This is a genomic window from Pseudarthrobacter xylosi (genome assembly GCF_055412765.1).
Genome location: NZ_JBVAYT010000003.1, coordinates 82,986 through 105,438, shown reverse-complemented (window position 1 = coordinate 105,438; position 22,453 = coordinate 82,986). Strand labels below are relative to the sequence as shown.

At 65.6% G+C, this 22,453-nt stretch carries 20 protein-coding genes and 1 pseudogene; 7 read left to right on the top strand and 14 right to left on the bottom strand.

All coding sequences use genetic code 11. The annotated features are described in order from the left end of the window. Window positions 1–3 precede the first annotated feature (3 nt). Window positions 4–1,263: a M20 family metallo-hydrolase gene (locus ACZY1F_RS08050; RefSeq protein ID WP_463941239.1), complete on the bottom strand. Its 1,260-nt coding sequence runs from the start codon at window positions 1,261–1,263 to the stop codon at window positions 4–6. A gap of 9 nt (window positions 1,264–1,272) precedes the next feature. After that, complete coding sequence (locus tag ACZY1F_RS08045) at window positions 1,273–2,112, bottom strand: aldehyde dehydrogenase family protein (protein WP_463941238.1); 840 nt, start codon at window positions 2,110–2,112, stop codon at window positions 1,273–1,275. Between the two features lie 202 nt (window positions 2,113–2,314). On the opposite strand from ACZY1F_RS08045, the gene ACZY1F_RS08040 reads away from it, so the two are divergent. Then, the gene (locus tag ACZY1F_RS08040; RefSeq protein WP_463941237.1) at window positions 2,315–2,584 is read left to right on the top strand and encodes an RraA family protein; all 270 of its coding nucleotides are present in this window, start codon (window positions 2,315–2,317) and stop codon (window positions 2,582–2,584) included. A 99-nt stretch (window positions 2,585–2,683) separates the two neighbouring features. On the opposite strand, the gene ACZY1F_RS08035 is transcribed toward ACZY1F_RS08040, so the two are convergent. The 7 genes from ACZY1F_RS08035 to ACZY1F_RS08005 all read right to left on the bottom strand — a co-directional run bounded on the left by ACZY1F_RS08035 (window position 2,684) and on the right by ACZY1F_RS08005 (window position 11,347). Next, a complete protein-coding gene (locus ACZY1F_RS08035; RefSeq protein WP_463941236.1) occupies window positions 2,684–3,586 on the bottom strand; it encodes an aldose 1-epimerase family protein in 903 nt (300 codons plus the stop codon). Continuing rightward, window positions 3,583–5,103 (bottom strand): L-arabinose isomerase, encoded by a 1,521-nt coding sequence (gene araA / locus ACZY1F_RS08030; RefSeq protein WP_463941235.1) that lies wholly within the window; start codon window positions 5,101–5,103, stop codon window positions 3,583–3,585. The genes ACZY1F_RS08035 and araA overlap by 4 nt, the downstream gene beginning before the upstream one ends. Before the next feature lie 59 nt (window positions 5,104–5,162). After that, window positions 5,163–5,870, bottom strand: a complete 708-nt coding sequence (locus tag ACZY1F_RS08025) for an L-ribulose-5-phosphate 4-epimerase (RefSeq protein WP_463941234.1) — start codon at window positions 5,868–5,870, stop codon at window positions 5,163–5,165. Continuing rightward, window positions 5,867–7,591: a ribulokinase gene (gene araB / locus ACZY1F_RS08020; RefSeq protein ID WP_463941233.1), complete on the bottom strand. Its 1,725-nt coding sequence runs from the start codon at window positions 7,589–7,591 to the stop codon at window positions 5,867–5,869. The genes ACZY1F_RS08025 and araB overlap by 4 nt, the downstream gene beginning before the upstream one ends. 106 nt (window positions 7,592–7,697) lie before the next feature. Next, on the bottom strand, window positions 7,698–8,711 hold the full coding sequence (locus ACZY1F_RS08015) for a LacI family DNA-binding transcriptional regulator (protein WP_463941232.1): 1,014 nt from the start codon (window positions 8,709–8,711) through the stop codon (window positions 7,698–7,700). Window positions 8,712–8,840: 129 nt separating this feature from the next. Next, a complete protein-coding gene (locus ACZY1F_RS08010) occupies window positions 8,841–10,061 on the bottom strand; it encodes an ROK family transcriptional regulator (protein ID WP_463941231.1) in 1,221 nt (406 codons plus the stop codon). Between the two features lie 11 nt (window positions 10,062–10,072). Then, complete coding sequence (locus ACZY1F_RS08005) at window positions 10,073–11,347, bottom strand: FAD-binding protein (protein WP_463941230.1); 1,275 nt, start codon at window positions 11,345–11,347, stop codon at window positions 10,073–10,075. Window positions 11,348–11,586: 239 nt separating this feature from the next. On the opposite strand from ACZY1F_RS08005, the gene xylA reads away from it, so the two are divergent. Both xylA and ACZY1F_RS07995 read left to right on the top strand, forming a co-directional pair. Continuing rightward, entirely contained in the window at window positions 11,587–12,777 is a 1,191-nt protein-coding gene (xylA, locus tag ACZY1F_RS08000; RefSeq protein WP_463941229.1) for a xylose isomerase, read from the top strand. A gap of 19 nt (window positions 12,778–12,796) precedes the next feature. After that, window positions 12,797–14,374 (top strand): xylulokinase, encoded by a 1,578-nt coding sequence (locus ACZY1F_RS07995; RefSeq protein WP_463941228.1) that lies wholly within the window; start codon window positions 12,797–12,799, stop codon window positions 14,372–14,374. Window positions 14,375–14,441: 67 nt separating this feature from the next. Here ACZY1F_RS07995 and ACZY1F_RS07990 read toward each other — a convergent pair whose 3' ends face one another. The 3 genes from ACZY1F_RS07990 to ACZY1F_RS07980 form a co-directional block, all read right to left on the bottom strand. Beyond that, a complete protein-coding gene (locus tag ACZY1F_RS07990) occupies window positions 14,442–15,077 on the bottom strand; it encodes a dihydrofolate reductase family protein (RefSeq protein WP_463941227.1) in 636 nt (211 codons plus the stop codon). Between the two features lie 208 nt (window positions 15,078–15,285). Continuing rightward, window positions 15,286–15,870 (bottom strand): adenylate kinase, encoded by a 585-nt coding sequence (locus ACZY1F_RS07985; RefSeq protein ID WP_463941556.1) that lies wholly within the window; start codon window positions 15,868–15,870, stop codon window positions 15,286–15,288. Window positions 15,871–16,204: 334 nt separating this feature from the next. Then, the gene (locus ACZY1F_RS07980; protein ID WP_463941226.1) at window positions 16,205–16,723 is read right to left on the bottom strand and encodes a flavin reductase family protein; all 519 of its coding nucleotides are present in this window, start codon (window positions 16,721–16,723) and stop codon (window positions 16,205–16,207) included. 249 nt (window positions 16,724–16,972) lie between these two features. Between ACZY1F_RS07980 and ACZY1F_RS07975 the strand changes: the two are divergent. From ACZY1F_RS07975 to ACZY1F_RS07965, 3 genes and pseudogenes are all read left to right on the top strand, one after another. Beyond that, window positions 16,973–17,374: pseudogene (locus ACZY1F_RS07975) on the top strand (RidA family protein). A gap of 113 nt (window positions 17,375–17,487) precedes the next feature. Further along, window positions 17,488–17,706, top strand: a complete 219-nt coding sequence (locus ACZY1F_RS07970) for a three-helix bundle dimerization domain-containing protein (protein WP_463941225.1) — start codon at window positions 17,488–17,490, stop codon at window positions 17,704–17,706. Window positions 17,707–17,752: 46 nt separating this feature from the next. Further along, complete coding sequence (locus ACZY1F_RS07965; RefSeq protein ID WP_463941224.1) at window positions 17,753–19,045, top strand: cation:proton antiporter; 1,293 nt, start codon at window positions 17,753–17,755, stop codon at window positions 19,043–19,045. 27 nt (window positions 19,046–19,072) lie between these two features. On the opposite strand, the gene ACZY1F_RS07960 is transcribed toward ACZY1F_RS07965, so the two are convergent. Further along, complete coding sequence (locus ACZY1F_RS07960) at window positions 19,073–20,260, bottom strand: 4-hydroxybenzoate 3-monooxygenase (RefSeq protein WP_463941223.1); 1,188 nt, start codon at window positions 20,258–20,260, stop codon at window positions 19,073–19,075. Between the two features lie 124 nt (window positions 20,261–20,384). Continuing rightward, window positions 20,385–21,137: an IclR family transcriptional regulator gene (locus tag ACZY1F_RS07955; protein WP_463941222.1), complete on the bottom strand. Its 753-nt coding sequence runs from the start codon at window positions 21,135–21,137 to the stop codon at window positions 20,385–20,387. A gap of 238 nt (window positions 21,138–21,375) precedes the next feature. Between ACZY1F_RS07955 and ACZY1F_RS07950 the strand changes: the two genes are divergently transcribed. Next, window positions 21,376–22,443 carry a quercetin 2,3-dioxygenase gene (locus tag ACZY1F_RS07950; RefSeq protein WP_463941221.1) on the top strand — a complete coding sequence of 356 codons (1,068 nt, stop codon included), beginning with the start codon at window positions 21,376–21,378 and terminating at the stop codon, window positions 22,441–22,443. Window positions 22,444–22,453: the final 10 nt, after the last annotated feature.

Genomic DNA, 22,453 nt, shown 5'->3' with positions numbered 1-22,453 from the left:
TCCCTAGTCCTCCAGGACCCCGTTGCAGAGACGGTTGACCACTTCAGTGAGCATGGCGAGGCCGGCCACGATGTCCGCGTCGGTGGTGTATTCGTGTTCGTTGTGGGAGATTCCGTCCACGCTCGGGACGAACAGCATCACGGTGGGGACCAGATCCTTCATGTTAATCGAATCGTGCCCGGCGAGCGTCATGACCTGCTTGTAGGACAGACCCAGGTCCGCGGCCACCTTGGCTGCAAGCTCAACGCCTTCGGTCTGGTATGGGGTGACCGGCCAGGAGTGTGAGTGGTTCCGTTCCACACTGATGTTGGCTGCCCGTTCAATTGCAGGGATCCGTTCGTGGAGCAGGGCATCGGCCTCGGCCAGGACGGACTCGTCCGCGCTGCGCAGGTCCAGCAGCAGGTTAACCCGGGACGGGACCACCACCGGCGAGTTGGGGTAGACGGTCAACTCACCCACCGACGTGTGCAGCACGCCCGGGAAACGGTCAGCGAGTTCGCGGGCGGCCACCACGAGCATGGCGGCGCCCAGGAGGGCGTCCTTGCGGTCCGCGATCACGGTGGAACCGGTGTGGGCCTGCTCGCCGTGGACCACAAATTCATACTTGTTGGCCGCCCAGCTGGACTGCACCAGGCCGATGGTGATGCCGTCGCGCTCCATGCTGCGGCCCTGCTCGATGTGGATTTCGGCGCAGTACGCAGCCGCGGGCCCGGCGTAGTCCCCCCGGCAGCCGATCCCGTCCAGCGCCTCGCGGACACTGATTCCCTGCCTGTCCGTGGTGTCGAGTGCCGTTTCAAGGGCGAGCTTCCCGGTGTAGACGGAGGACCCCATCATGGACGGCTTGAAACGGGAACCTTCCTCGTTGAACCAGTTCACCACCGCGATGTTGAACTTCGGCTTCCCGGAAGCGACGCCGGACCACTTTTCCACCAGCCGGAATGCAGCATGCGCCGCGGCCAGGACACCGAAGGCACCGTCGTAACGGCCCGCCGTCGGCTGGGAATCCATGTGCGAGCCGACCACCACAAAGGGGGCCCCCGGCACGGCCTCGAAAAGGCCCCACTGGTTACCGGCACGGTCAAACGTCACGGTGAATCCACGGGCCTCCAGCAGCCCCGTCAGCCAACGGCGCTGCTCGCCGTCCGCGATGGTGGCTGCCTGGCGGTCCACGCCGCCGTTTTCGGTGGCGCCGAACTGGCTCATCACGCGGAAGTCTTCAACGAAGGCGGCGTCGGGGGCGGTGAAAGTGGGTGTTGTGGACATGGTGTTCCCCTAGCGGTGTGAGGTGGTGACGGATTTGATGCGGGTGTAGTCCTCGAGGCCGTAGATGGAGAGGTCTTTGCCGGTGCCGGAGTGTTTGAAGCCGCCGTGGGGGGCTTCGGCGGGGATGATTTGGTGGCAGTTGATCCAGACGGCGCCGAAGTCCAGTTCGTTGGAGACGCGGGTGACCACGCCGTGGTTGTTGGACCAGACGCTGGAGGCGAGGGCGTATTTGGTGCCGTTGGCCAGCTCAAGTGCTGCCAGGCGCTGTTCCAGCGCGGCCAGGTCCGCCGCGGCCGGTTCGGACCGTGCCACCACCCGCGGCTCCACCGTCCCGGAACCGATCGCGTGGACCAGGACATCTTCGGGCAGGCCGATGACCACGGGTCCGGGGCGGCCGCTGAGGGCGGTGAAGATCGCGTCATCGACCACCCGGGCCGCGGACGCGGCGTCATCGAGGGTGACTACTTTCTTGGCGGTGCTCCCGAACCAGGCGTTGATGTCGAATTCCTGGAAGGACTCCCGGCCCCGGTCCGCGACCGGAATCAGGCCCACAAACAGGATCATCGGGGTGGCGTCCTGATGCGCGGTATGGATCGCGATGAACGCGTTCGCCGCACCCGGGCCACGGGTCACCATCGCCACCCCGGGCAACTCCGTCAACCGGCCCTCCGCGAGGGCCATAAAACCCGCCCCGCCCTCATGCCGGGTCACCACCATCTCAATGGACGAACCATGCAAACCATCCAACACATCCAGGAAACTCTCACCCGGAACCCCATAAACCCGCTTGATACCGGCCCGCTCAAGCTGGGCAACAATCAGATGCCCGGCAGTGGTTGTTGTGCTCAAAGCTTTATACCTTCTTTTCTAAGATTGAGGGCGGGGTGACACTCTCATCCACGATCCGCAGGACCGGGTGTTGCGACCATGCGGCGCATTTAGCCGCTTGCCGCGTGATGTGGCTCACCCGCTTGCTTCACTCCATTCTTCCAGTAGGTTCACCCAAAATAACTAGCAATACACCACGGGATTTTGGTCCTAGAATGTGAAAATGCACAACAACCGGGCGCTGCTGGAGCTGTACCCCGGAGCAGTACTGGTGGTGGACATGGACGGCGGCCGCCGCCAAAGCCCGCGGCGCCGCATCGTGGTGGACGGCGTGGCGATGGACCTGCTGGAGCTGCAGAGCCCCGGGCTGCCGGTCTTCGCCCGCGGAACCTCGTGCCTCACCACCAAGCGCCCGCACGGCAAAGAGTCTGCAGTCAATGTTCCGGTCAAATGCGGGGATGTGGACGTAGCCCCCGGCGACTGGCCGCACTGATCGGCGCATGAACTGACTTGCGCATGCACAGAAGCGGCCCACCCCGGCAGACTGCCGGGGTGGGCCGCTTCTGTGTGTCAACGCCGCAACCACGGGGCATCAGGCGGCGAAGATGCTCCAGCCGGCCTGGTGGCTGCTGCCCGGCTCCAGCTGCACGAGGTCCTGGCCGCTGTTGAAGGCGTCCGGCGGACACGTCATCGGCTCAACCGCCAGGCCCAGCCTGTTGGGCGCGGGGGCAGGCTTGTCTGCGGTATGTATCTGCAGCCAAGGGCAGCCCCGGCCCCAGGCCATGCCCACTCCGGTTCCACCGGGGTCCCTGGCGATCAGCTGCGCGCGGCCGCCGTCGTCGAACTCAAGGTCTGTGAAGGCGTGGTCGATCTGCGTGCCGCCGATTGCCCGTGACGCACGGAAGTCGAACTCATGGCCCGCCACCGTCCGGGTGGCGACCGGCAGGAGCCGGTCCGGCGTGACCTCGAGGAACGACCCCGCGGGGATCCCAACGGTCCACTCATCCAACGGCGCAGGTCCGGCGAGCAGATAGGGGTGCGGGCACACCCCGTAAGGGGCCGCCTCGTCGCCCATATTGCTTGCCGTGACCGTGGTGTGCAGCCCGGCGTCGTCCAGGCTGTAGTCGACGTGGAGCCGTATATGGAACGGATATCCTGGGGCCCCCGCGATCTCACAGGACAGGCTTACCGCGTCGGCACCGCTGCCTTCAATGGTCCACAAACGGTCGAAGGCGAGCCCATGCAGTGCCGTGCCCCGCTCTGGTTCGTTGATCGGCAGTCGGTGCTCGACGCCGGCAAAAGGGTAGGTGCCGTCGGCGATCCGGTTGGGCCACGGCGCGGCGATGATCCCCCGATAGGCCGGGATGGGCGCATCTGCGTCGAACGGCACCACCAGGTCCCTGCCCTGGAAGGTCAGCCGCCGCAGGGCACCACCGCGCTGCACAATGGCAGCGGTGTAGTCCCCCGAGACCAGCTGAAGTTCTAGGCCGTTCACAGGCCGCCGGCCAGCTTGTAGTAGGCGGCGTTCCAGTTGAGTTCCTTCTTGAACTGCTTGATAGTGGTGCCTTCATCGATGGTGAGGAGCTCGGTCTTGGCAATCTCAGCGAAGTCCTCGAACACCTCCAGACCCACCTGCGTGGACAATACCGTATGGTGCGCAGCGCCTGCGGTGAGCCACGCGGCGGCGGACGTCGCGAAGTCGGGTTTCGGCGACCAGAGGGCCCGGGCTACCGGCAGGTTCGGCAGCGGTTCGTCCAGGTCCACGACGTCGACGGCGTTCGCCACGAGCCGGAAGCGGTCCCGCATGTCAGAAAGCGCCACCACAACGCCGGGGCCGGCGTCGGTGTCGAACACCATCCGGACCGGGTCTTCCTTGCCGCCGATGCCCAGCGGGTGGATCTCGACGCGCGGTTTCGTGGCGGTCAGGGACGGGCAGACCTCCAGCATGTGCGCACCCAGGATCTTCTCGGCGCCGGGGGCAAGGTGGTACGTGTAGTCCTCCATCAGGGAGGCACCGCCGGGGAGGCCGGAGCCCATCACCTTGGCGGCGCGAACCAGGATAGCGGTCTTCCAGTCGCCCTCGGCGCCGAAACCGTAGCCGTCGGCCATAAGCCGCTGCACGGCCATGCCGGGCAGCTGGCGCAGCTCGCCGAGGTCCTCGAAGGAGGTGGTGAATGCGGCGGAGCCGTTGGCCTCAAGGAAGCTGCGCAGGCCCAGCTCGATCCGGGCGCTGTAGCGCAGCGAGTCGTGCCGGGCTCCCCCGGCCTTCAGCTCCGGTACCACCTCGTACAGGCGTTCGTACTCCGCAACCAGGGTGTCGACGTCGGACTCTGCGGCGCCGTGCACGGCGTCGGCGAGCTCGTTGACGGACCAGGTGTTCACGGAGACCCCGAAGCGCAGCTCCGCTTCGGTTTTGTCCCCTTCGGTGACGGCCACGTTGCGCATGTTGTCACCGAAGCGGGTCAGTTTCAGGGTCCGGACGGCTGCCCAGCCTGCCGAAGCGCGCTGCCACACACCCACCTGGCGGGAGACCTCCGGGTTGGACACGTGGCCCACCACGGTTTTGCGGGGAATGCCCAGCCGGGACTGGATGTAGCCGAACTCCCGGTCGCCGTGCGCGGCCTGGTTAAGGTTCATAAAGTCGAAGTCGATGTCCGCCCAGGGCAGCTCCACATTGGCCTGGGTGTGCAGGTGTAGGAGCGGCTTACGCAGCAGGTCCAACCCCTGGATCCACATCTTGGCCGGGCTGAAGGTATGCATCCACGCCGTCACGCCGATCACGGCATCGTCCGAGTTCGCTTCCAGTGCGGTGCGGCGGATGGCGTCCGAATCGGTGAGGACCGGCTTCCAGACCACTTTGACGGGGACATCGGAGGAGGCGTTCAGGGCGGCGGCAATCTCCTGTGATTGGGCGGCTACCTGCTTGAGGACGTCTGCGCCGTAGAGGTGCTGGCTGCCGGTGAGGAACCAGACCTCGTAGTGGCCGAGGGACGTGCTGTTGGCGTTGTTCATGGGTTTCTCCTGGGAAAGTTTTGGGGGTGGGCCGAACGGCGGGCACTGCCGGCCGGATGTCATTGGCCGTAGACGTTCTGGTAGCGGGCGTAGAGGGAGTCGATCCGGGACTGGTCGATGGCGATGGGTTCGCCGAGCTGGCGGGCGACGTGGACGGTGCGCGCCACTTCCTCACACATCACGGCAGCCTTCACGGCGGAACGGGCGTCCTTGCCGATGGTGAACGGGCCGTGGTTCTGCATCAGGACCGCGGGCGAGGTGGAGTTCTTCAGTGTCTCCACGATGCCCTGCCCGATCGAATCGTCGCCGATCAGCGCGAACGGACCTACCGGGATGGAACCGCCGAACTCATCGCCCATCATGGTCAACACGCAAGGGATCGCTTCGCCCCGGGCGGCCCACGCCGTGGCGTAGGTGGAGTGCGTGTGCACCACGCCGCCGACGTCGGGCATGTGCCGGTAGACGTAGGCGTGCGCCGCGGTGTCCGACGACGGCGACAGCGGCGGGTTGCCCCAATGGACAGTGCCGCCACTGCCGATGTTGGCGCCACTGACCGGAGTGCCGTAGAGGTCCGTGACCACCAGAAGCTCGGGACTCAGGTCGTCATAGGAAACCCCGGACGGTTTGATGACCATCAGGTCGTGGCCGGGAACGCGTGCGGAAACATTGCCTGCCGTCCACACCACCAGCTCATAGCGGGTCAGTTCGGCATGCAAGGCGCACACCTCGGCCCTCAGTTGGGCGATCAATTCCAGCAGCGCGCTCATGCGGAAATCCCGGCGGTGACGAGGGGGCGGACGGACCTGCGTTGGATGGCCTTAAGCCGGTGCATCACGTCATTGGCGCCCCGGCCGAAGTAGTCGTGGAGTGTCCGGTATTCCTGGAACAGCTCCTGATAGGCGGCAACGTTCTCCGCGATGGGCGTGTAGACGTCGCCGGGTTCTGAGCCCATGGCCGCCGCGGCCTCGCGGATGTCGGCGTACTTCCCGGCCGCGACGGCGGCGTGGATGGCGGAACCCAGCGCCGGTCCCTGGGTCGAGCCGATGGTGGACAGCTGCAGTCCGGTGATGTCGGCGTAGATCTGCATAAGGAGCTTGTTCTTCAGGAGCCCGCCGGCCACGATGAATTCCTTTACGGGCACGCCCGAATCGCGGAAGGCGTCCACGATGGTGCGGGTCCCGAAGGCCGTGGCCTCCAGCAGTGCCCGGTAGGTGTCCTCGGGCTTTGTGGCGAGCGTCTGGCCCACCACCAAGCCGGAGAGTTCGTGGTCCACCAGCACCGACCGGTTGCCCGAGTGCCAGTCCAGGGCGATCAAGCCGTGCTCGCCGATGGCCTGGCGGGAGGCGAGTTGGGTCAGGTACTCATGGATGCCGAGCCCTGCCGCGGCCGCCGCCTGGTGGTATTCCGGCGGGACACCGTTCTTCGTGAACCAGCCGAAGATGTCGCCCACGCCGGACTGTCCGGCCTCGTACCCCCAGAGTCCGTCGACAATGCCGCCGTCCACCACGCCGCACATGCCCGGCACTTCGCGAAGTTCCGAACCGTTCATGACGTGGCAGGTGGAGGTACCCATGATGGCCACCAGCTGCCCCGGCTCCACGGCTTTAGCGGCCGGAGCCGTGACGTGGGCGTCCACGTTGCCCACGGCCACGGCGATGCCCGCAGGCAAACCCGTCCAGGCGGCGGCCTCCGCCGTGAGGTAGCCCGCAGCATCGCCGAGCCGGCCGATGGTGTGCTCGAGTTTGGTGCTGACGAAGTCCTTGAAGTCCGGGTTCAACGCAGCGAGGAACTCCTCGGAGGGGTACCGGCCGTCCTGGTAGATGCCTTTGTAGCCGGCGGTGCAGGCGTTGCGCACGTACTGGCCACAAAGCTGCCAGACGATCCAGTCGGCGGCTTCCACCCAGTGGTCCATGGCGGCGTAGGCTTCCGGGTCCTCCTCCAGGAGCTGGAGGCCCTTGGCGAACTCCCACTCGGAGGAAATCAGCCCCCCGTAACGCGGCAGCCAGGCTTCGCCGCGGTCTGCGGCCAGCGCATTGATCCGGTCCGCCTGCGGCTGCGCGGCGTGGTGCCGCCACAGCTTCACGTAGGCGTGCGGCCGGTTGGCGAAGCCGTCCAGCTCGTTCAGCGGGGTCCCGTCCGCCTTCACCGGCACCATGGTGCACGCCGTGAAGTCAGTGGCGATGCCGACGACGGCGGCCGGGTCGATCCCGGCGTCCGCAACCGCGGCGGGGACGGCATGGCGCAGGACGTCGCGGTAGTCATTGGGCACCTGCAGTGCCCATTCCCCGGGGAGCCGGGCGGCGCCGTCGCCTGCATTGCCTGCTAGATCCGCCGGCAGAGCATCCGTGACCACCGCGTGCGGATAGTCGAAGACACCGCTGCCCAGTTCCTTGCCGTCACGGACCCGGACCACAACGGCCCGTCCCGAAAGTGTTCCGTAGTCCACGCCGATGACGTAGTTGTCTGTGCCGTCCACTGTGACGTCCATGAAGTCCTCCAAATAGCTGGTCCGATGAGCGCGGATTAATTCAATTGTGAGCGCTAACAATTATGACGTCAAGTACCGGGTCGCGGCTGGGAAGGCCAGGAAAGGATCAGGAAGGAGCGGACGTGCTGCTGCGGACCACGAGCACCGGCTCCACCACGATGGTGCCCGCCCCGGCGCCGCCCTCAAGGGCGCCCAGCATGACGTTCATACAGCGCCGGCCGAGTTCCTCGAAGTCCTGGCGGACGGTGGTCAGCGGCGGCGTGAAGTAGCCCGACTCTGGCTGGTCGTCGAAACCCACCACGGAGACGTCGTCGGGCACGCGGACCCCCGCTTCGTTGAACGCGCGCAGCAAGCCCAGGGCCATCTGGTCGTTGCCCACAAACAGGGCCGTCACCGTGCGCTCAGCGGCAAGCTGCCGGCCGATCCGGTACCCGCTGCCGGCGCTCCAGTCGCCTTCGACCACAAGGTCATCAGGCAGGCCGGCTTCGCGGAGCCGCTCGCCCCAACCCTCGGCACGTGACCTGCCGTCCACCCAGTCCTGGGGACCGGAAACATGGCCGATCCGGCGGTGGCCCAGGTCGATCAGGTGCGAGACTGCCAGGCGCGCGCCAAGCTTCTGGTCCACCAACGCTCCGCTGAAGAGCCCCCCACCCGGCGCACCCACAAGGATCACGGGAACGTCCAGGGTCAAACCCTTCAGCGCCTGAACGGTACCTTCGTGGGGCACGATGACGATTATCCCGTCCGCGCCCTGGTCCGTGAGGTGGCGGACGGCGTCCGAGATGGCCCCCGCTCCAGCCTCCTTGATGGCCTCGATACTCACAAAGTATCCAGCCTCCCGGGCGGCCTGCTGGACTCCGAGGAGTGTGTTGGCCGGGCCATACTGCCCCATTTCGGCCGCGAGAACACCTATGGTTTGCGACCGCCGGGTGACCAGGCTCCTGGCAGCGGTATTGCGCCGGTAGCCGAGTTCTGCAATGGCCGCCTCCACCTTTTCCCTGGTGGCGCTGCTGACATTGGGGTGGTTGTTGATGACACGCGAGACCGTCTGGTGGGACACCTTGGCCCGCGCTGCCACGTCTTCCAGGCGTGGGAGGCGTCGGTCAATGGTGTTGCCCATGCGGGGGACCCTTCGGTGGAAGACAAGGTGGTGTCCAACATTCTATGGCCGCGATCGATACCGAAAGCAGCTCTGTCAGCACAGCCCGGGGGACGCTGCACCGAGGGGAGGTACTGTCATCAGGCACGCTCAGAGCTCCTTCGCGGAGCGTGCGGGCAGGGCGCTGATCCCTGCCGGATCCGCAAGTAATCGGGTAAAGGCCAGTTCCGCAGCCCCGATCATCATGAGGTCGGAGCCCAGCGCGGCACGGTAGATCTTTGCCATGCCCGCTGCCTCGTCCAGGGCCTGGGTCCGGATCAGGCCGTCCAGCGTGTCAGGGGACAGTGCGTGCAGAATGCCCAGGAACCCATCGAGGACAACAGCGTCCGGGTTGAACGTGTTGACGGCGTTACGCAGGGTGATGCCCAGATAGCTCAGTTGGCGGGCCACCTCGCCTGCCAGCTCCGCACTGTCCGTTGCGCGCAGAGCCGTTTCGAGCTGGCTGGCGTCGCCGCCGCGGAGCCCTGCCAGGTCAAAGAGCCGGGACTGGGACACCTCGGTTTCGAGGCAGCCGGAGGCACCGCAATGGCAGATCTGGCCGGCGGTGCGCACAAAGGTGTGCCCCAGTTCCCCGGCATATCCGGCGGACCCGCGCAGCAACGCCCCATCGGCAATGACGCCGCCGCCGATGCCGCTGGCGCCGCCGTTGAGGTAGATCAGGTTGCCGCGGCCGGCGCCGGCCCCGAAAATAAGCTCGGCCTCCGCGCCCAGCGATGCATCGTTGTCCGCCAGGCACGGGTAGCCGGTGGCCTCGCCCATCATCCGCGCCACCGGTTCGTCGCGCCAACCCAAATGAGGGGCGTGGCGAACCACTCCGTCCGCACGGTTGACCAAGCCGGGTACGGCCATGCCTACGCCGACGATTCGATAGGAAGCGTCCAGTTCCGAACGCATCCCTGCAATGACAGCAGCGGCGATGTTAACTGCTTCCTTGGCCGTGGGGATCCGCTCCGTGGCGAAGCGGATTTTCTTCTGGACCTTCCCGCCCAGGCTCACCAGTCCGATGGTGACAGCGTCCACCTCCGGGTTCACCGCCAATGCCGCCGTAGACGGATCAGGCCGGACGTCCGGGCTGGGACGGCCCACCTGGGCCTCGCCCGAGGGCGCCGCTTCAAAGACAAGTCCGAGTGCCACCAACTGGCCCACCAAAGTCCCCACGGTGGACCTGTTCAGCCCCGTCCGCCTGGTCAGCTCAGCGCGGCTGAGCACACCATGGTGGTGCACCAAAGTTGCGATCAGGGCAAGGTTGTTCCGCCGCGACGGATCAGGATCGCTGGCCGTTGCGGGGAGGCGGGCTGCTGTGGACATCATCCGTGACAATATCAGGAGCCGAAGACGGTGTAGTCCAGGAACCTGTTGCGGAACTTTCCGGCAGGATCCAGCCGGCCGGCCAGGGCCCGGAAGTCATCAATGCGGGGGTACAGGGGTCCGACGGCGGCAGCACCGCCGTCGAACAATTTGCCCCAGTGTGGCCTTGCAGCGAAGGGGGCCAACTCCGCCTCAAGCAGTGGCAGTACCGCCTCGACTGCCGGCTGGTCCGGCCGCCAGGTGAAGTGCAGGCCGATGCCGTCGCGGCCATAGTTGGGGCTTAGCCACAACGTATCGGCCGCGATCGTGCGGATCTCGGAGACCAGAAGCAAGGGGGTCAGGACCCCGGAGAGTTTACGTAGCGCGCGGATGGCATCCGCAGCGTGTTCCCTGGGTACCAGGTATTCGGACTGGAGTTCGTCGCCTTTGCTGGGCGTGAATTCCATCCTGAAGTGGGCAAGGCGGTCCGACCAGGGCCCCGGCACTCCGAGTTGTTCCGTGCAGTTGTTCCCGGAGACGCCCGGCAGCGGATGCCGGGACGACAAGGCGGGGGTGCCGCCGAAGAAGTCCTGCCGGCCGGCATCTACGCCCGGATCCGCTACCCGGCTCTTCAGCCAGGCCTGCCCCAGGGTGCTGCCGCTCCAGTCGGTGAAAAGGCTGACGCTGTACGCGGAAGAAGTGACGTCGTCGAAGTTCTCCAATACCTGCTCCCAGTCCAGGTCCTCAAAAACGTGCTGGGCAACCTGGAAAGCCGGCTCAATATCCAGTGTCACGCTGCTGACGATTCCCAATGCGCCAAGTCCCACCACCATGCCGTCAAAGTCCGCAGTCGCGCCGCGCCGGGCGGTGAGGATGCCGCCGTCGGCTGTTACCAGCTCCAAACCGGCGACGGCGGTGGCCAGATTCCCGTTGCCGTCACCGGAGCCGTGGGTGGCGGTGGCAACCGCGCCGGCCACCGAGATATGGGGCAGCGAGGCGAGATTGTGCAGAGCGAAGCCTTGCCGCTGCAGATCCGCGGCGAGCGTGCCGTACCGCGTGCCTCCGCTGACAGTGACGGTCATGTTCCGGGCATCGACGGTGATGGCCGGATCCAGCAGGTCCAGGGCAGTCAGCGTGCCGGCGGTGTCGGCGATGTCATTGAACGAATGGCGGGATCCCAGGGCGCGGATGGTCCGGGCTCCGGCCACCAGTTCCTGCAGCTCGTCCACGCTGAGCGGGTGCGCGATCCGTTCCGCCTGGTAGCCGAGGTTTCCGGCCCAATTCCGTTCCTGCACCCGCTGTTCAGTCACGGTCTGCGTCCTCCATGGCGTTTGGTCGTGAAGTTTGATGTTCTGCACAACATAACAGCTGTAGGTGTATAAAACCAGACGTTTCGTAGGAGAGAGATTTGGAAACTCACGCGGGATACAAGCGCCAAAGAGGTTGACATCACGGAGATTCATAATATGTTTGTGTGCAGAACAAAACGCCTGCAGCCCGCTAAACAACGCGCATGCACTCCTTTTCATACCTACTAACGGAGCATTCAATGACGATTCAGCCCACCCGAGAAGACAAATTTTCGTTCGGCCTCTGGACGGTGGGCTGGGAGGCCCAGGACCAGTTCGGTTCCGCCACCCGCCCGCCCCTGGACACGGTCGAAGCCGTCAACAAGCTGAGCGACCTGGGCGCCTATGGCATCACTTTCCACGACAATGATCTCTTCCCCTTCGGCTGCTCGGCAGCCGATCGCCAGCGTGAGATCGACCGTCTGACAGGTGCACTCAAGTCAACGGGGATGATCGTTCCCATGGTCACCACCAACCTGTTCAGCCACCCGGTTTTCAAGGACGGCGGCTTCACCAGCAACGACCGCGGCGTCCGCCGGTTCGCCTTGCGCAAGGTGCTGGACAACATCGACCTCGCCGCTGAAATTGGCGCCGAAACGTTCGTGATGTGGGGCGGACGTGAGGGCAGTGAGTATGACGCCGCCAAGGACATCCGCGGCGCCCTGGAGCGTTACCGCGAGGCCGTGAATCTGCTGGGCGACTACGTCACGGCCAAGGGCTACAACATCCGCTTCGCCATCGAACCGAAGCCGAACGAACCCCGCGGAGACATCCTGCTGCCCACTCTGGGCCACGCCCTCGCGTTCATCGAAACCCTGGAACGTCCGGACCTTGTGGGCGTCAACCCTGAGACCGGCCACGAGCAGATGGCCGGGCTGAACTTCACCCACGGCATCGCCCAGGCCTTGTACCAGGGCAAGCTGTTCCACATCGACCTCAACGGCCAGCGCAGCATCAAGTTCGACCAGGATCTGGTGTTCGGCCACGGCGACCTGCAGAACGCGTTCTCCCTGGTGGACCTGCTCGAAAACGGCGGCCCCGACGGCGGCCGGGCATATGACGGGCCGCGCCACTTCGACTACAAGCCCAGCCGCACCGAGGACATCGACGGCGTGTGGGACTCCGCCGCAGCCAACATGCAGACCTACCTGCTACTGAAGGAACGCGCTAAGGCCTTCCGTGCCGACCCCGAGGTGCAGGAAGCACTGGTTGCTTCCCGCGTTGCCCAAATCAACGAGCCCACTCTTAACCCGGGTGAAGGCTACGAGCAGCTGCGTGCGGACAAGTCCGCTTACGAGGATTTCGACGCCGACGCCTACTTTGGTGGCAAGGGCTTCGGATTCGTGAAGCTGCAGCAGCTCTTCATCGAGCACCTTCTCGGCGCGCGCTGATACTGTGGCGGCTGCTTCCTTGAACCTTGTTGCCGGGGTTGACTCCTCTACCCAAAGTTGCAAGATTGCGGTCCTGGACGCCCAAAGCGGTGCCCTGGTCCGCGAAGGCCGGGCGGGCCACCCGGACGGGACGGAAGTCCATCCGGACCATTGGTGGCGGGCGCTATCCGAGGCCATCGACGACGCGGGCGGGCTGGCAGACGTGGCCGCACTGTCCGTCGCGGGCCAGCAGCATGGCATGGTGCTGCTGGACCACGACGGCAACGTGGTGCGGCCCGCGCTCCTGTGGAACGACACCCGCTCTGCGGAAGCTGCCGCCGCACTGATCGGCGAGGTAGGGGCCGGCGAGTTCGCGCTGCGGACCGGGCTGGTACCGGTGGCCTCCTTCACGGTCACCAAGGTCCGCTGGGTCAGGGACAACGAGCCCGAAAGTGTGGCCAGGGTGGCCGCCGTCGCCCTCCCCCACGACTGGCTCACCTGGCGTCTGCGCGGGTACGGTCCGGCCGGGGCCAGCCCTCTGGGCCCGGATCTGGACGCGCTCACCACAGACCGATCGGATGCCAGCGGGACCGGCTACTGGGACCCCGCGTCCGGCAGCTATGACCTGGACCTGTTCCGGCTGGCCTTCGGCAGGGATGCACGCGAAGCCTGCCTACAGGAATCGGCGGGAGCCGCACCCGCTTCGGATGCCGCCACTGAAGGTGGCTCGGTCATCCTGCCGCGTGTCCTGGCTGCCGGGGAATCCGCCGGCCGTATTCATCCACGCTGCTTTGCCTGGTCCAACGTCGGCGCAGACACTGGTGCCGACTCCGGTACCGATGCTGTCGCAGATGCCGGTGGCGCAGGTTCTGGTGGCGGGCGGGCGGAAATCCTGCTCGGCGTTGGCGCCGGCGATAACGCAGCCGCTGCATTGGGTCTCGGAGCCAGGCCGGGCGATGTGGTGGTCTCCGTCGGCACCAGCGGAACAGTCTTCGCCGTTGCATCCGAAGCGGGCCATGATCCAAGCGGAACAGTCGCCGGCTTTGCGGACGCGGGCGGCGACTATCTGCCCATCGCCGTCACGCTGAACGCCGCCAGGGTGCTGAGCTCCATTGCCGCGCTGCTTGATGTCGGATTTGATGAGCTCTCCAGGCTGGCGCTGGAAGCTGAGCCCGGGGCAGGCGGTGTGGTATTGGTGCCGTACTTTGAGGGCGAACGCACGCCCAACCTGCCGCACGCCAAGGCCCGCCTGCACGGTCTCAGCATTGAGTCCACCACGCGGAGCAATATTGCCCGCGCGGCCATCGAAGGGATGCTGTGCGGATTGTCCGGTGGCTTGGCGGCATTGCAGGACTTGGGCTATCCGGCGCGTCGGCTGCTGTTGATCGGCGGGGCCGTACAGAACCCGGCGGTGCAGAAGATTGCATCACAGGTGTTTGACCTGCCGGTGGTGGTGCCAAGCCCCGGCGAGTACGTGGCCCGCGGCGCCGCTGTACAGGCCGCATGGGCACTCACCGGGGCCCGTCCGGAGTGGCCGGTGTCGCTTGCCGCGGCGCCGGAACCGGACTTCCAGCCCATCATTGGGGAGCAGTATTTGAGGGCTTGCGGGCATTCTTAGGTGAACAGCCAGGCGATAGGAAGGCTGATCTCCCACCGAGATCATCGCCGGAAACCCGCCGTTGTCCTCAGGCCGGGCCGCTTCCCGGCGGACCGCTGAGTACGGTGGGGATGTACTCGAGCAGCTGGAGCCGGCCGTCGAAGGTCCTGCTGTTCACCATCTCGAGCGAGACGTCCGGATAGCCGTCGTAGATCCGCTCCCGCCCGGTGCTGCCCGTGATCACTGGAAAGACAACCAACCGGAACCTGTCCACGAGACCGGCGGTCAGCAGCGACCGGGCGAGGCTGAGGCTGCCCAGGGTGCTAAGGGTCCCGGACCTGGTCCGTTTCAGCTCCGCCACGGCCTGGACGGCGTCGCCGGTGACCAGCTCCGAGTTCGGCCAGGTCAGGGGCGCCTGCAGGGTGGAGGAGAAGATGACCTTGGGAACGGCGGCAAGGCCGGTCAGGCTGGCCCCCTCATCCTCGGTGAATCCCGAGTCCTCGGCCGCGGCCTCCTCTGACATGCCGGACATCAGCCGGTAGGTGTTCGCCCCCATCAGGAAGGTGTAGTCCTTCTCCCCTTCCTGCCCCAGCCACGCCAGGTATTCCGGCCCATCCAGTCCCCACCAGCCAGGCCATCCCTCGGCCGATGCGTACCCGTCCAAGGAACTGATCAGGTCGACCATCAGGTGCGCTGATGTTGCGTCCGAAGTTGCCTCGCCCATGGCCGTCTCCTCGATTTGATGCCATGTCCAAGCCCAGAGTCCCGACTCGAAACCATGCTGGACAGGGGCCCCATCGGTGCCCGTGCCGGCAATGCTAGCCCTGGAGCGACAAGACTTTCAAGGACGGGCGTTGACTCAGGAAATGCGCTGCTGGCGGGAAGAACGACGGCGGGAGGAACCGCCGTCGTTCTTCCCGCCCGGGAGCCCTTTAGAGGCCGCGGGCGGGCGCGCTCAGCACGCCGTCGATGCTGCCCATAACGCTGTCCGTGACGTCCTCGATCCCGCCCATCCCGTCCACCTCGGTGAGGATCCCGCGGCCGGCATACCTGGCCACTACCGCCTCCGTCTGCTGGTGGTACAGGTCCAGCCGGTGACGGATAACGCTCTCGTTGTCGTCGCTCCGGCCCGTTTCCCTGGCCCGGCCCAAAAGGCGCGAGACAAGTTCCTCGTCGTCCGCGGTCAGCTGCAGGACCACGTCGAGTTTCTGTTCACCGGCAGCGAGGATTCCGTCGAGGTAGTCCACCTGCGCTACCGTGCGAGGGTAGCCGTCCAGCAGAAATCCCTCTTTGGCATCGTCCTGGCAGAGCCGGTTCCGCACCATCTCATTCGTGACGCTGTCCGGCACGAAGTCTCCGTTATCCATATACTTCCGGGCCTCTACACCCAGCGGCGTTCCGCCCTTGACGTTGGCGCGGAAGATATCACCGGTGGAAATGGCTACAACGCCGAGGCGTTCCGATATCCGTTCCGCCTGCGTCCCCTTGCCCGAGCCGGGCGGTCCCATAATCAGCATTCTCGTCATTCAATACTCCTTGCTGCCTATGTGGACGTCTTCGTCCTGGCCCGATGCTACTGATCCGGAGGTTGCGGCCGGGCTGCATCGGCGCCTGACAGCAGAGTACGGGGACGGAGGATCTCCACAGCCGTACTCTCGCATATGTGCTGTTAACGGCGGTACTGGTGCAGTGAGCGGCGCACGGCAGGCATCCTGTGCGATGTGGGCCATGGCAGTGGCCGCACACTCCAGGTCGCCGTTGAGGATGTCCTGCCTGGTGCGTCCGTACATCTGCGACGAAGCTGGGATAGCTCGTATCCGTAGATCATGTGGATCCTGCGCAGGACCGCCGTCATGCGACGCTCTCCAATGCTCCGGACCGGGACGGCACGCCTTCGAAGTACCCGCCCTTAAAGAACAGAAGAGGCTCGGCGCCGTCCCGGGCACCGAGGGCGCGCACCGCCCCCACCACGATGGTGTGGTCGCCGCCGTCGTATTCCTCATGCAGCTCGCAGTCCACCCAGGCGAGGGCCTCGTCCAGCACCGGATTCCCCAGCGGCGAGGCGGTGTAGTCGACGCCGGCAAACTTGTCGGCACCGGAACGGGCAAACTGGGCGGCAAGGTGCTGGTGCCCGGCAGGCAGGATGTTCACGGTGAAGCGACCGGCCTGCCGCAGCAGCGGCCACGTGCTGGAGGTACGGGCAGGGCTGAAGGTGACCAGAGCCGGGTCCAGGGAAAGGGAAGCAAAGGACTGGCAGGTGAAGCCGGCAGGTCCTTGATCGGTCGCCGCGGTGATCACGGTCAGCCCTGACGCGAAGTGGCCCAGGACGTGCCGCAGTCGCTGGGGGGTGAGATCAAAATGTTCCGTCATGTTCTTTCCTCTCAAAGCCGATAGGTCCAACCAACCAGCCGTTCGGACCCCATTCAACCGAGGGCGAAACGCGCCGACGCGCAAGGCAACATGGCTTCACGGCCCGAAGCACGAGGTAACCCAACGGACCCCGGCAACGCCATGTTTCGGCTGTCGCCCGCTGTCTCGCCCGCACTAACGCCTGACATCAGGGCCTCCATGAATCGGAGAGGCCTCCCCCTCGCCGGCGGTCGGTGAGACCATACAGGCATGGCATCCATACAGCGCATCCGCCCCCAGGGGCTCGTTTCGAGCCCGGCCTTCAGCCACGTCGCCATCGTGCCACCCGGCGCCACCACCATCTACGTCGGCGGCCAGAACGCCGTCGACGCGGACGGGGCACTCGTTGGAGAGGGCGACGTGGCCGTATAGTCTGCCCGCGCCCTCGAGAACGTGCGGTCCGCGCTCGCCGCGGCCGGCGCGACCCTCGCCGACGTCGTGCAGTGGACTGTCCTCTTCGTCGATGGAGTGGACCTCGCGGCGGCATACGGAGCGATAGCACCGGAACTGGCGTCCGACGAGCCGGCACTGGTGACCGGAGCGCGTGTCGCGGCGCTGGGCGTGCCCGGCGCACTGGTCGAGATCAGCGCGGTCGCCGCTGTTATGCGGTGAAGGGAGATCCCGGCGAGCGGCTGGCCGGGCGGAGGGCGCAGACCGGGCGCGAGCGCTTTCGCGTCCCAACATACGTGATAGACGCCACAAGCCTTCCGCAGCAAACTAGTTGGATGGAAGATACGGAAAAGCACAACACCATCGCCAAAGTCACCGAGCTGCTCGCCGCAAGGTATCCCGACGCGCCCCGGCCCCTCGTCGTCCAGGTCGTCACGGAGGAATACGAAACACTGGATGCCGGCCGGATCCGGACCTATATCCCGACCCTTGTGGAACACGGTGCCAGGAACAAACTCCACCGAAAGTTCTCCCACCGGAACACGGAAACCTGACGTCCAACCACATCCTCGGCTGGTCGGCGCTCCATAGCCTTTTGCGATGCTGGCTGTCATGGCGCCACCACCAGTAGTGGCGGTAGCTTTGGATTACTTTTCCTTCGAAGCAGCCAAGGTACCGGAGGTACCGCTGATGCAGGGCTTGTCCACGTCATTGGTTCTGATCGCCTTGCTGGCGATCGCTGCGCCCCTTGCGGCACGCTTCCTGGACCGGGTGGTCAGGGTGCCGATCGTGGTCTTCGAAATTGTCCTCGGTATCATGCTCGGCCCCAGCCTCCTGGGGTGGATCCAACCCGCCGAGTTCACGGATACGCTCGCCGATTTCGGGCTGGCAATGCTCTTTTTCGTTGCCGGTAACGAGATTGATTTCGCCCTGATCCGAGGCCGGCCCGCCAACCGTGCGGCTGCTGGCTGGGTCATCTCATTGGCGGCAGGCATTGGCGCTGGCCTGGCCCTTGCCCCCACACCGGAAGCTGCCGTGATCATCGGCGTCGCCTTGTGCTCCACAGCTCTGGGCACGCTGCTGCCGATTCTTCGCGACGCCGGCGAATCGAAATCCAGGCTCGGCATCGCCGTCACCGCACTCGGTGCGGTTGGCGAGTTTGGGCCCCTCATCGCGATCTCGCTGTTCTTTAGCGGCAGGCAGTTGGGACCGGCAACAGCGGTACTTCTCGGGTTTGTCCTCCTGACCGGCCTGGCAATTTATCTCGCCTCACGGGCGCGGCACTCACTGCTCCACTCCCAGGTCACCAGCACCCTCCACACCAGCGGCCAGTTCGCCGTCCGGTCCATCATCTTCATCCTCACCGTGCTTGTGGTGCTCAGCATGGTACTGGGACTCGACATGCTGCTGGGTGCATTCGCCGCCGGAGTCCTCTGGAAGGTCGCCATCGCGCGCGCCCCCGAACAGGACCGGAAGGTCATCGAGACGAAAATCGACGCCATCGCGTTCGGATTCCTGGTGCCGGTCTTCTTCATCGACACCGGCATAGACTTTGACCTACGCGCGTTAACGTCCAGCCTGGCCACTCTCTCGCTGGTCCCCCTGTTCCTGCTTCTCCTGCTCATCATCCGCGGCCTGCCGTCGCTCCTCGCGGCTCCCCCCAGCTCCAGCGCCGCCGACAAACGGTCCGTCATCCTCTTTGGTGCAACAGGATTGCCGATTATCGTGGCGGTGACCGGCATTGGCCGGGACGAGGGGCTTATCACAGGCGGAATCGCCTCCGCACTCGTCGGAGCAGGAATGCTCTCGGTACTCCTGTTTCCGATGCTCGCACTGCGCCAGCATCAACGCAGACCATCCGGGACACAGGCCAGGCAGAAGGAGATCCCCTAGGAGACCCGACGAAGCAGCCCGCGCGGCTCAGCGTGCGCCGGGCCAGCCGGTGTAGGCCTCTGCGAGGTAGGCGCGGCCGTGCCGGGATGAGACTACGCAGTGCAGTTCGCCGAGTTGGCGGGCGCGGTCGAAGTCGTCGGCGCCGGGCACGGTATGCAGCATGGAGGTCATCCAGTAGGAGAAATGCTGGGCCTTCCAGACGCGGTCCAGGGCACGGTCGCTGTAGGAATCGAGCAGCGCGGTGGAACCGGAGGAATAGAACGAGTCGAGGCCTTCGAACAGAATCTTGACGTCGTGGATGGCGAGGTTGAGGCCCTTGGCACCAGTGGGCGGAACAGTGTGGGCGGAGTCGCCGGCCAGGAAGAGGTTGCCGTGGCGCATGGGCGTGTGGACGAAGCTGCGGAACGGCAGGACCATCTTTTCCAGCACCGGGCCTTCCTTGAGTTCGAAGCCGTTACCGTTGACGCGCTTGCGGAATTCGGACCAGATGCGCTCGTCGTCCCATTCGGCCACGTTTTCCTTGGAGTCGCACTGGAAGTACATCCGCTGGACGTTCTCGGTGCGCTGGCTGATCAGGGCGAATCCGTGCTCGGAGTTGGCGTAGATCAGCTCATCGGCGCTCCGCGGGGCCTCGGCCAGGATGCCGAACCAGGCGAACGGGTACTCGTGGAAGTACTGGGTCCGCGAGGCTTCCGGCACCTGGCGGCGGCAGTAGCTGCGTGAACCGTCGGCGCCCACCAGGAAGTCCGCCTGGATCTCGAATTCCTGGCCCTCGGAGTCGGCGAACCAGATCTTCGGCTTGCCTTCGAGGTCCTGAACGGTGGTCTCCGTGACGCTGTAGCGGACGTCGCCGCCGTCGGACTCCCGACGCGCGGCGAGGTCTGCGAATACATCGGTCTGCGGATAGAGCCAGACGGACTCGCCCACAAGGTCCTTAAAGTCGATCCGGTGGCTCTCGCCGTTGAAGCGCAGCTCGATGCCGTCATGGCGGTCGCCTTCGCGCAGCACACGGTCCGAGACGCCGGAGTCCACCAGCAGGTTCACGGTGCCATGTTCCAGGATGCCTGCCCGGACGGTTTCCTGGATTTCCTGGCGGCTGCGGATCTCCACCACAATCGATTCGATGCCCTGTTTGGCCAGCAGGTGGGAGAGCATAAGGCCGGCAGGGCCAGCGCCCAGGATGGCCACCTGCGTGGTGATGGTGCTGCGTGTCATAGTGTTCCTCGCTTCGTTGCGGGCCCCGGCGGCGTTGGCGCTGCGGGGGCGGGGGCTTCTGCCACCAGTGTCACCCGTGCCGAACCACCGGCGTCACAAGAATTCCGTTGAACGGAAGACGCTTTCAATCGTTCGGCATTGCACCGATTTGGCGCCCGATCCCCCGCGCCGCCGTCTGCAGGGCGGGCACCAGGGCCTGAAGGCGCATCTCCGCCAGGGGGACCACGACGCCAAGTGCCGCCACGGTGCGGCGCTTGCTGTCCATGACCGGCACCGCGATGCCCCAGGTATCGGGGTCCACCACGCCGGCGAGCTGCGCGTAGCCCTGCTGGGCGGCTTCAGCAAGTAGTTGGCGGACGACGGCGGCGCTCACCTTGCCGGCGGGATCGCTGAACTGCCCGAGATACGCGGCCTGCAGTTCCCGCGGCTGGTTCGCCATCAGCGCGAGTCCGGCGGAGGAGATGTGGACCGGCATACGGCCGGCGATGCGGGCCCGGTTGGCCACCGATCCGCGCCGGGACAGGCGTTCCACAAACAAAGCTTCCCAGCCATCCAGCACGGCCAGATTCACGTTCTGGTTCAGGACCTGCTGGATGTCCTCCATAAACGGCAGGGCCGCCTGGCGGAGCGCCAATGTAGGTGCATTGCGGTTGACAAGTTCCCACAGCCGCATCCCCAACCGGACGGTTCCGCCAGCACCGACGTCCAGGAATCCGCGGTCGGCGAGCTGCCGGACCAGCCGGTGGGCGCTGCTCAGGGGCAGCTCCGCCCGTTCCGCGAGTTCGGACAGCTGCAGGCTGGTGACGCCCTCCGGGAAGGCGGCGATGACCCGGACCACGCGCTCCACCACGGAATCACCGGATGCTGAATTTGCCACGGCGCGGCTCCTTTGTGACGACGACGGTGCTTCCATTCAATGGTAGTTGCTGGGAGCCTGCCAGCCGGAGGCGATGTCGAAGCATTGGCGGTGTCGAGGGAACGGCGCCGTCGTAGGGTGGGCGACACGGTGGACGTTGAAAATTTCAACCAATGAAATCCGTGCATACTTCCGTCGACGGATCGGTGATGCTTTTTCCAGGACTCCCGTCAGGGCGACGTACAGGAAGAAGGACCCGATGTCCCTCAGCGTTGAGGAAATGAACAAGCAGCTCCCGGTGGCCAATGCCTTGCCCGGCGCGGCTGTGCCCTACTACATGGCATCTGGTGAAGGCGCCCGCTACGAGATCAACGGCCAATTGGTCACCGTGATTGCCCGCGCGGCAGACACCGGCGGGATCTTCAGCGCCGCCTACATCTCCGGCGGCATGGGTGCCGAGTCGCCCTTCGTCACGCATGCCGTTGAGCACAAGACGTTCTACGTGTTCGACGGCATCCTCCATGTCTGGCTGCCCGGTGAGAGCCGCATCCTGACCCCGGGCGACTCGGTGGTCATCCCGCCGGGAACACCCCACGCCTACCGGATGGCAAGCCACTACACCCGCTTCCTGAACTGGATGACGCCGGGCGGCGCCGAGTCCTACTACGAGCGCGTGGGCACGCCCATCGATTCACACGTGCCGCCGGTACACGCCGGCCACAAACGCAGCGCCCGTGAACAGGCGGAGGTAGGCGCCGAATTCGGCATCTCCTTCCCCGACGTCGAACGAGTCCGGCCGTCGCTGGAGCAGGACGCCGGGATTCCGGCGTCGCTGAGCCCGTACTTCCTCAGTGCCGGTGAAGGCGAGCGCCTGGTCAGCTACCAGACCATGTTCACCTATCTCTCGCGGCCGCAGAACACAGGCGAAAACTACTTCGCGGTGCACACCAAAGGCGCCAAGTCGCCATACATCCCGCTGCACTTCCACTCCGAGCACACTGAGAACTTCCTCTGCACGGAGGGCCGGATGTGGCTGTACGCCAACGGCCGCGAAGTACTGCTGACCAAGGGCGACTTCCTGCACGCCCCAGCCGGCACCATCCACTCATTCGCGTTCGACTCCCACAACACCCAGATGGTGGGCTTCCTGACGCCGTCGGTCTTCAACGGGTTCTTTGAGTACTTCAACAAGCCCACCGAGGACCACATGTACACCGAAGGCGGCACCCCGTACATGGACATGGAAGGGTTCGGCCGGGCGCAGGCGGAAATGGACCTCACCGTGGTGGGTCCGCCCCCGCAGCGGCGGACCGCCCTGGACCTCTAGCGCACACCAG

What these genes read in the sequence shown, in the direction of transcription:
- ACZY1F_RS07990 (WP_463941227.1), bottom strand. Translation starts at nt 15,077, where the DNA reads ATGGGCGAGGCAACTTCGGACGCAACATCAGCGCACCTGATGGTCGAC.
- ACZY1F_RS08025 (WP_463941234.1), bottom strand. Translation starts at nt 5,870, where the DNA reads ATGAGCGCGCTGCTGGAATTGATCGCCCAACTGAGGGCCGAGGTGTGC.
- ACZY1F_RS08010 (WP_463941231.1), bottom strand. Translation starts at nt 10,061, where the DNA reads ATGATGTCCACAGCAGCCCGCCTCCCCGCAACGGCCAGCGATCCTGAT.
- ACZY1F_RS07950 (WP_463941221.1), top strand. Translation starts at nt 21,376, where the DNA reads ATGTCCCTCAGCGTTGAGGAAATGAACAAGCAGCTCCCGGTGGCCAAT.
- ACZY1F_RS07965 (WP_463941224.1), top strand. Translation starts at nt 17,753, where the DNA reads ATGCTGGCTGTCATGGCGCCACCACCAGTAGTGGCGGTAGCTTTGGAT.
- ACZY1F_RS08040 (WP_463941237.1), top strand. Translation starts at nt 2,315, where the DNA reads ATGCACAACAACCGGGCGCTGCTGGAGCTGTACCCCGGAGCAGTACTG.
- ACZY1F_RS08050 (WP_463941239.1), bottom strand. Translation starts at nt 1,263, where the DNA reads ATGTCCACAACACCCACTTTCACCGCCCCCGACGCCGCCTTCGTTGAA.
- ACZY1F_RS07970 (WP_463941225.1), top strand. Translation starts at nt 17,488, where the DNA reads ATGGAAGATACGGAAAAGCACAACACCATCGCCAAAGTCACCGAGCTG.
- araB (WP_463941233.1), bottom strand. Translation starts at nt 7,591, where the DNA reads ATGGACGTCACAGTGGACGGCACAGACAACTACGTCATCGGCGTGGAC.
- araA (WP_463941235.1), bottom strand. Translation starts at nt 5,103, where the DNA reads ATGAACAACGCCAACAGCACGTCCCTCGGCCACTACGAGGTCTGGTTC.
- ACZY1F_RS08015 (WP_463941232.1), bottom strand. Translation starts at nt 8,711, where the DNA reads ATGGGCAACACCATTGACCGACGCCTCCCACGCCTGGAAGACGTGGCA.
- xylA (WP_463941229.1), top strand. Translation starts at nt 11,587, where the DNA reads ATGACGATTCAGCCCACCCGAGAAGACAAATTTTCGTTCGGCCTCTGG.
- ACZY1F_RS07960 (WP_463941223.1), bottom strand. Translation starts at nt 20,260, where the DNA reads ATGACACGCAGCACCATCACCACGCAGGTGGCCATCCTGGGCGCTGGC.
- ACZY1F_RS07985 (WP_463941556.1), bottom strand. Translation starts at nt 15,870, where the DNA reads ATGCTGATTATGGGACCGCCCGGCTCGGGCAAGGGGACGCAGGCGGAA.
- ACZY1F_RS07980 (WP_463941226.1), bottom strand. Translation starts at nt 16,723, where the DNA reads ATGACGGAACATTTTGATCTCACCCCCCAGCGACTGCGGCACGTCCTG.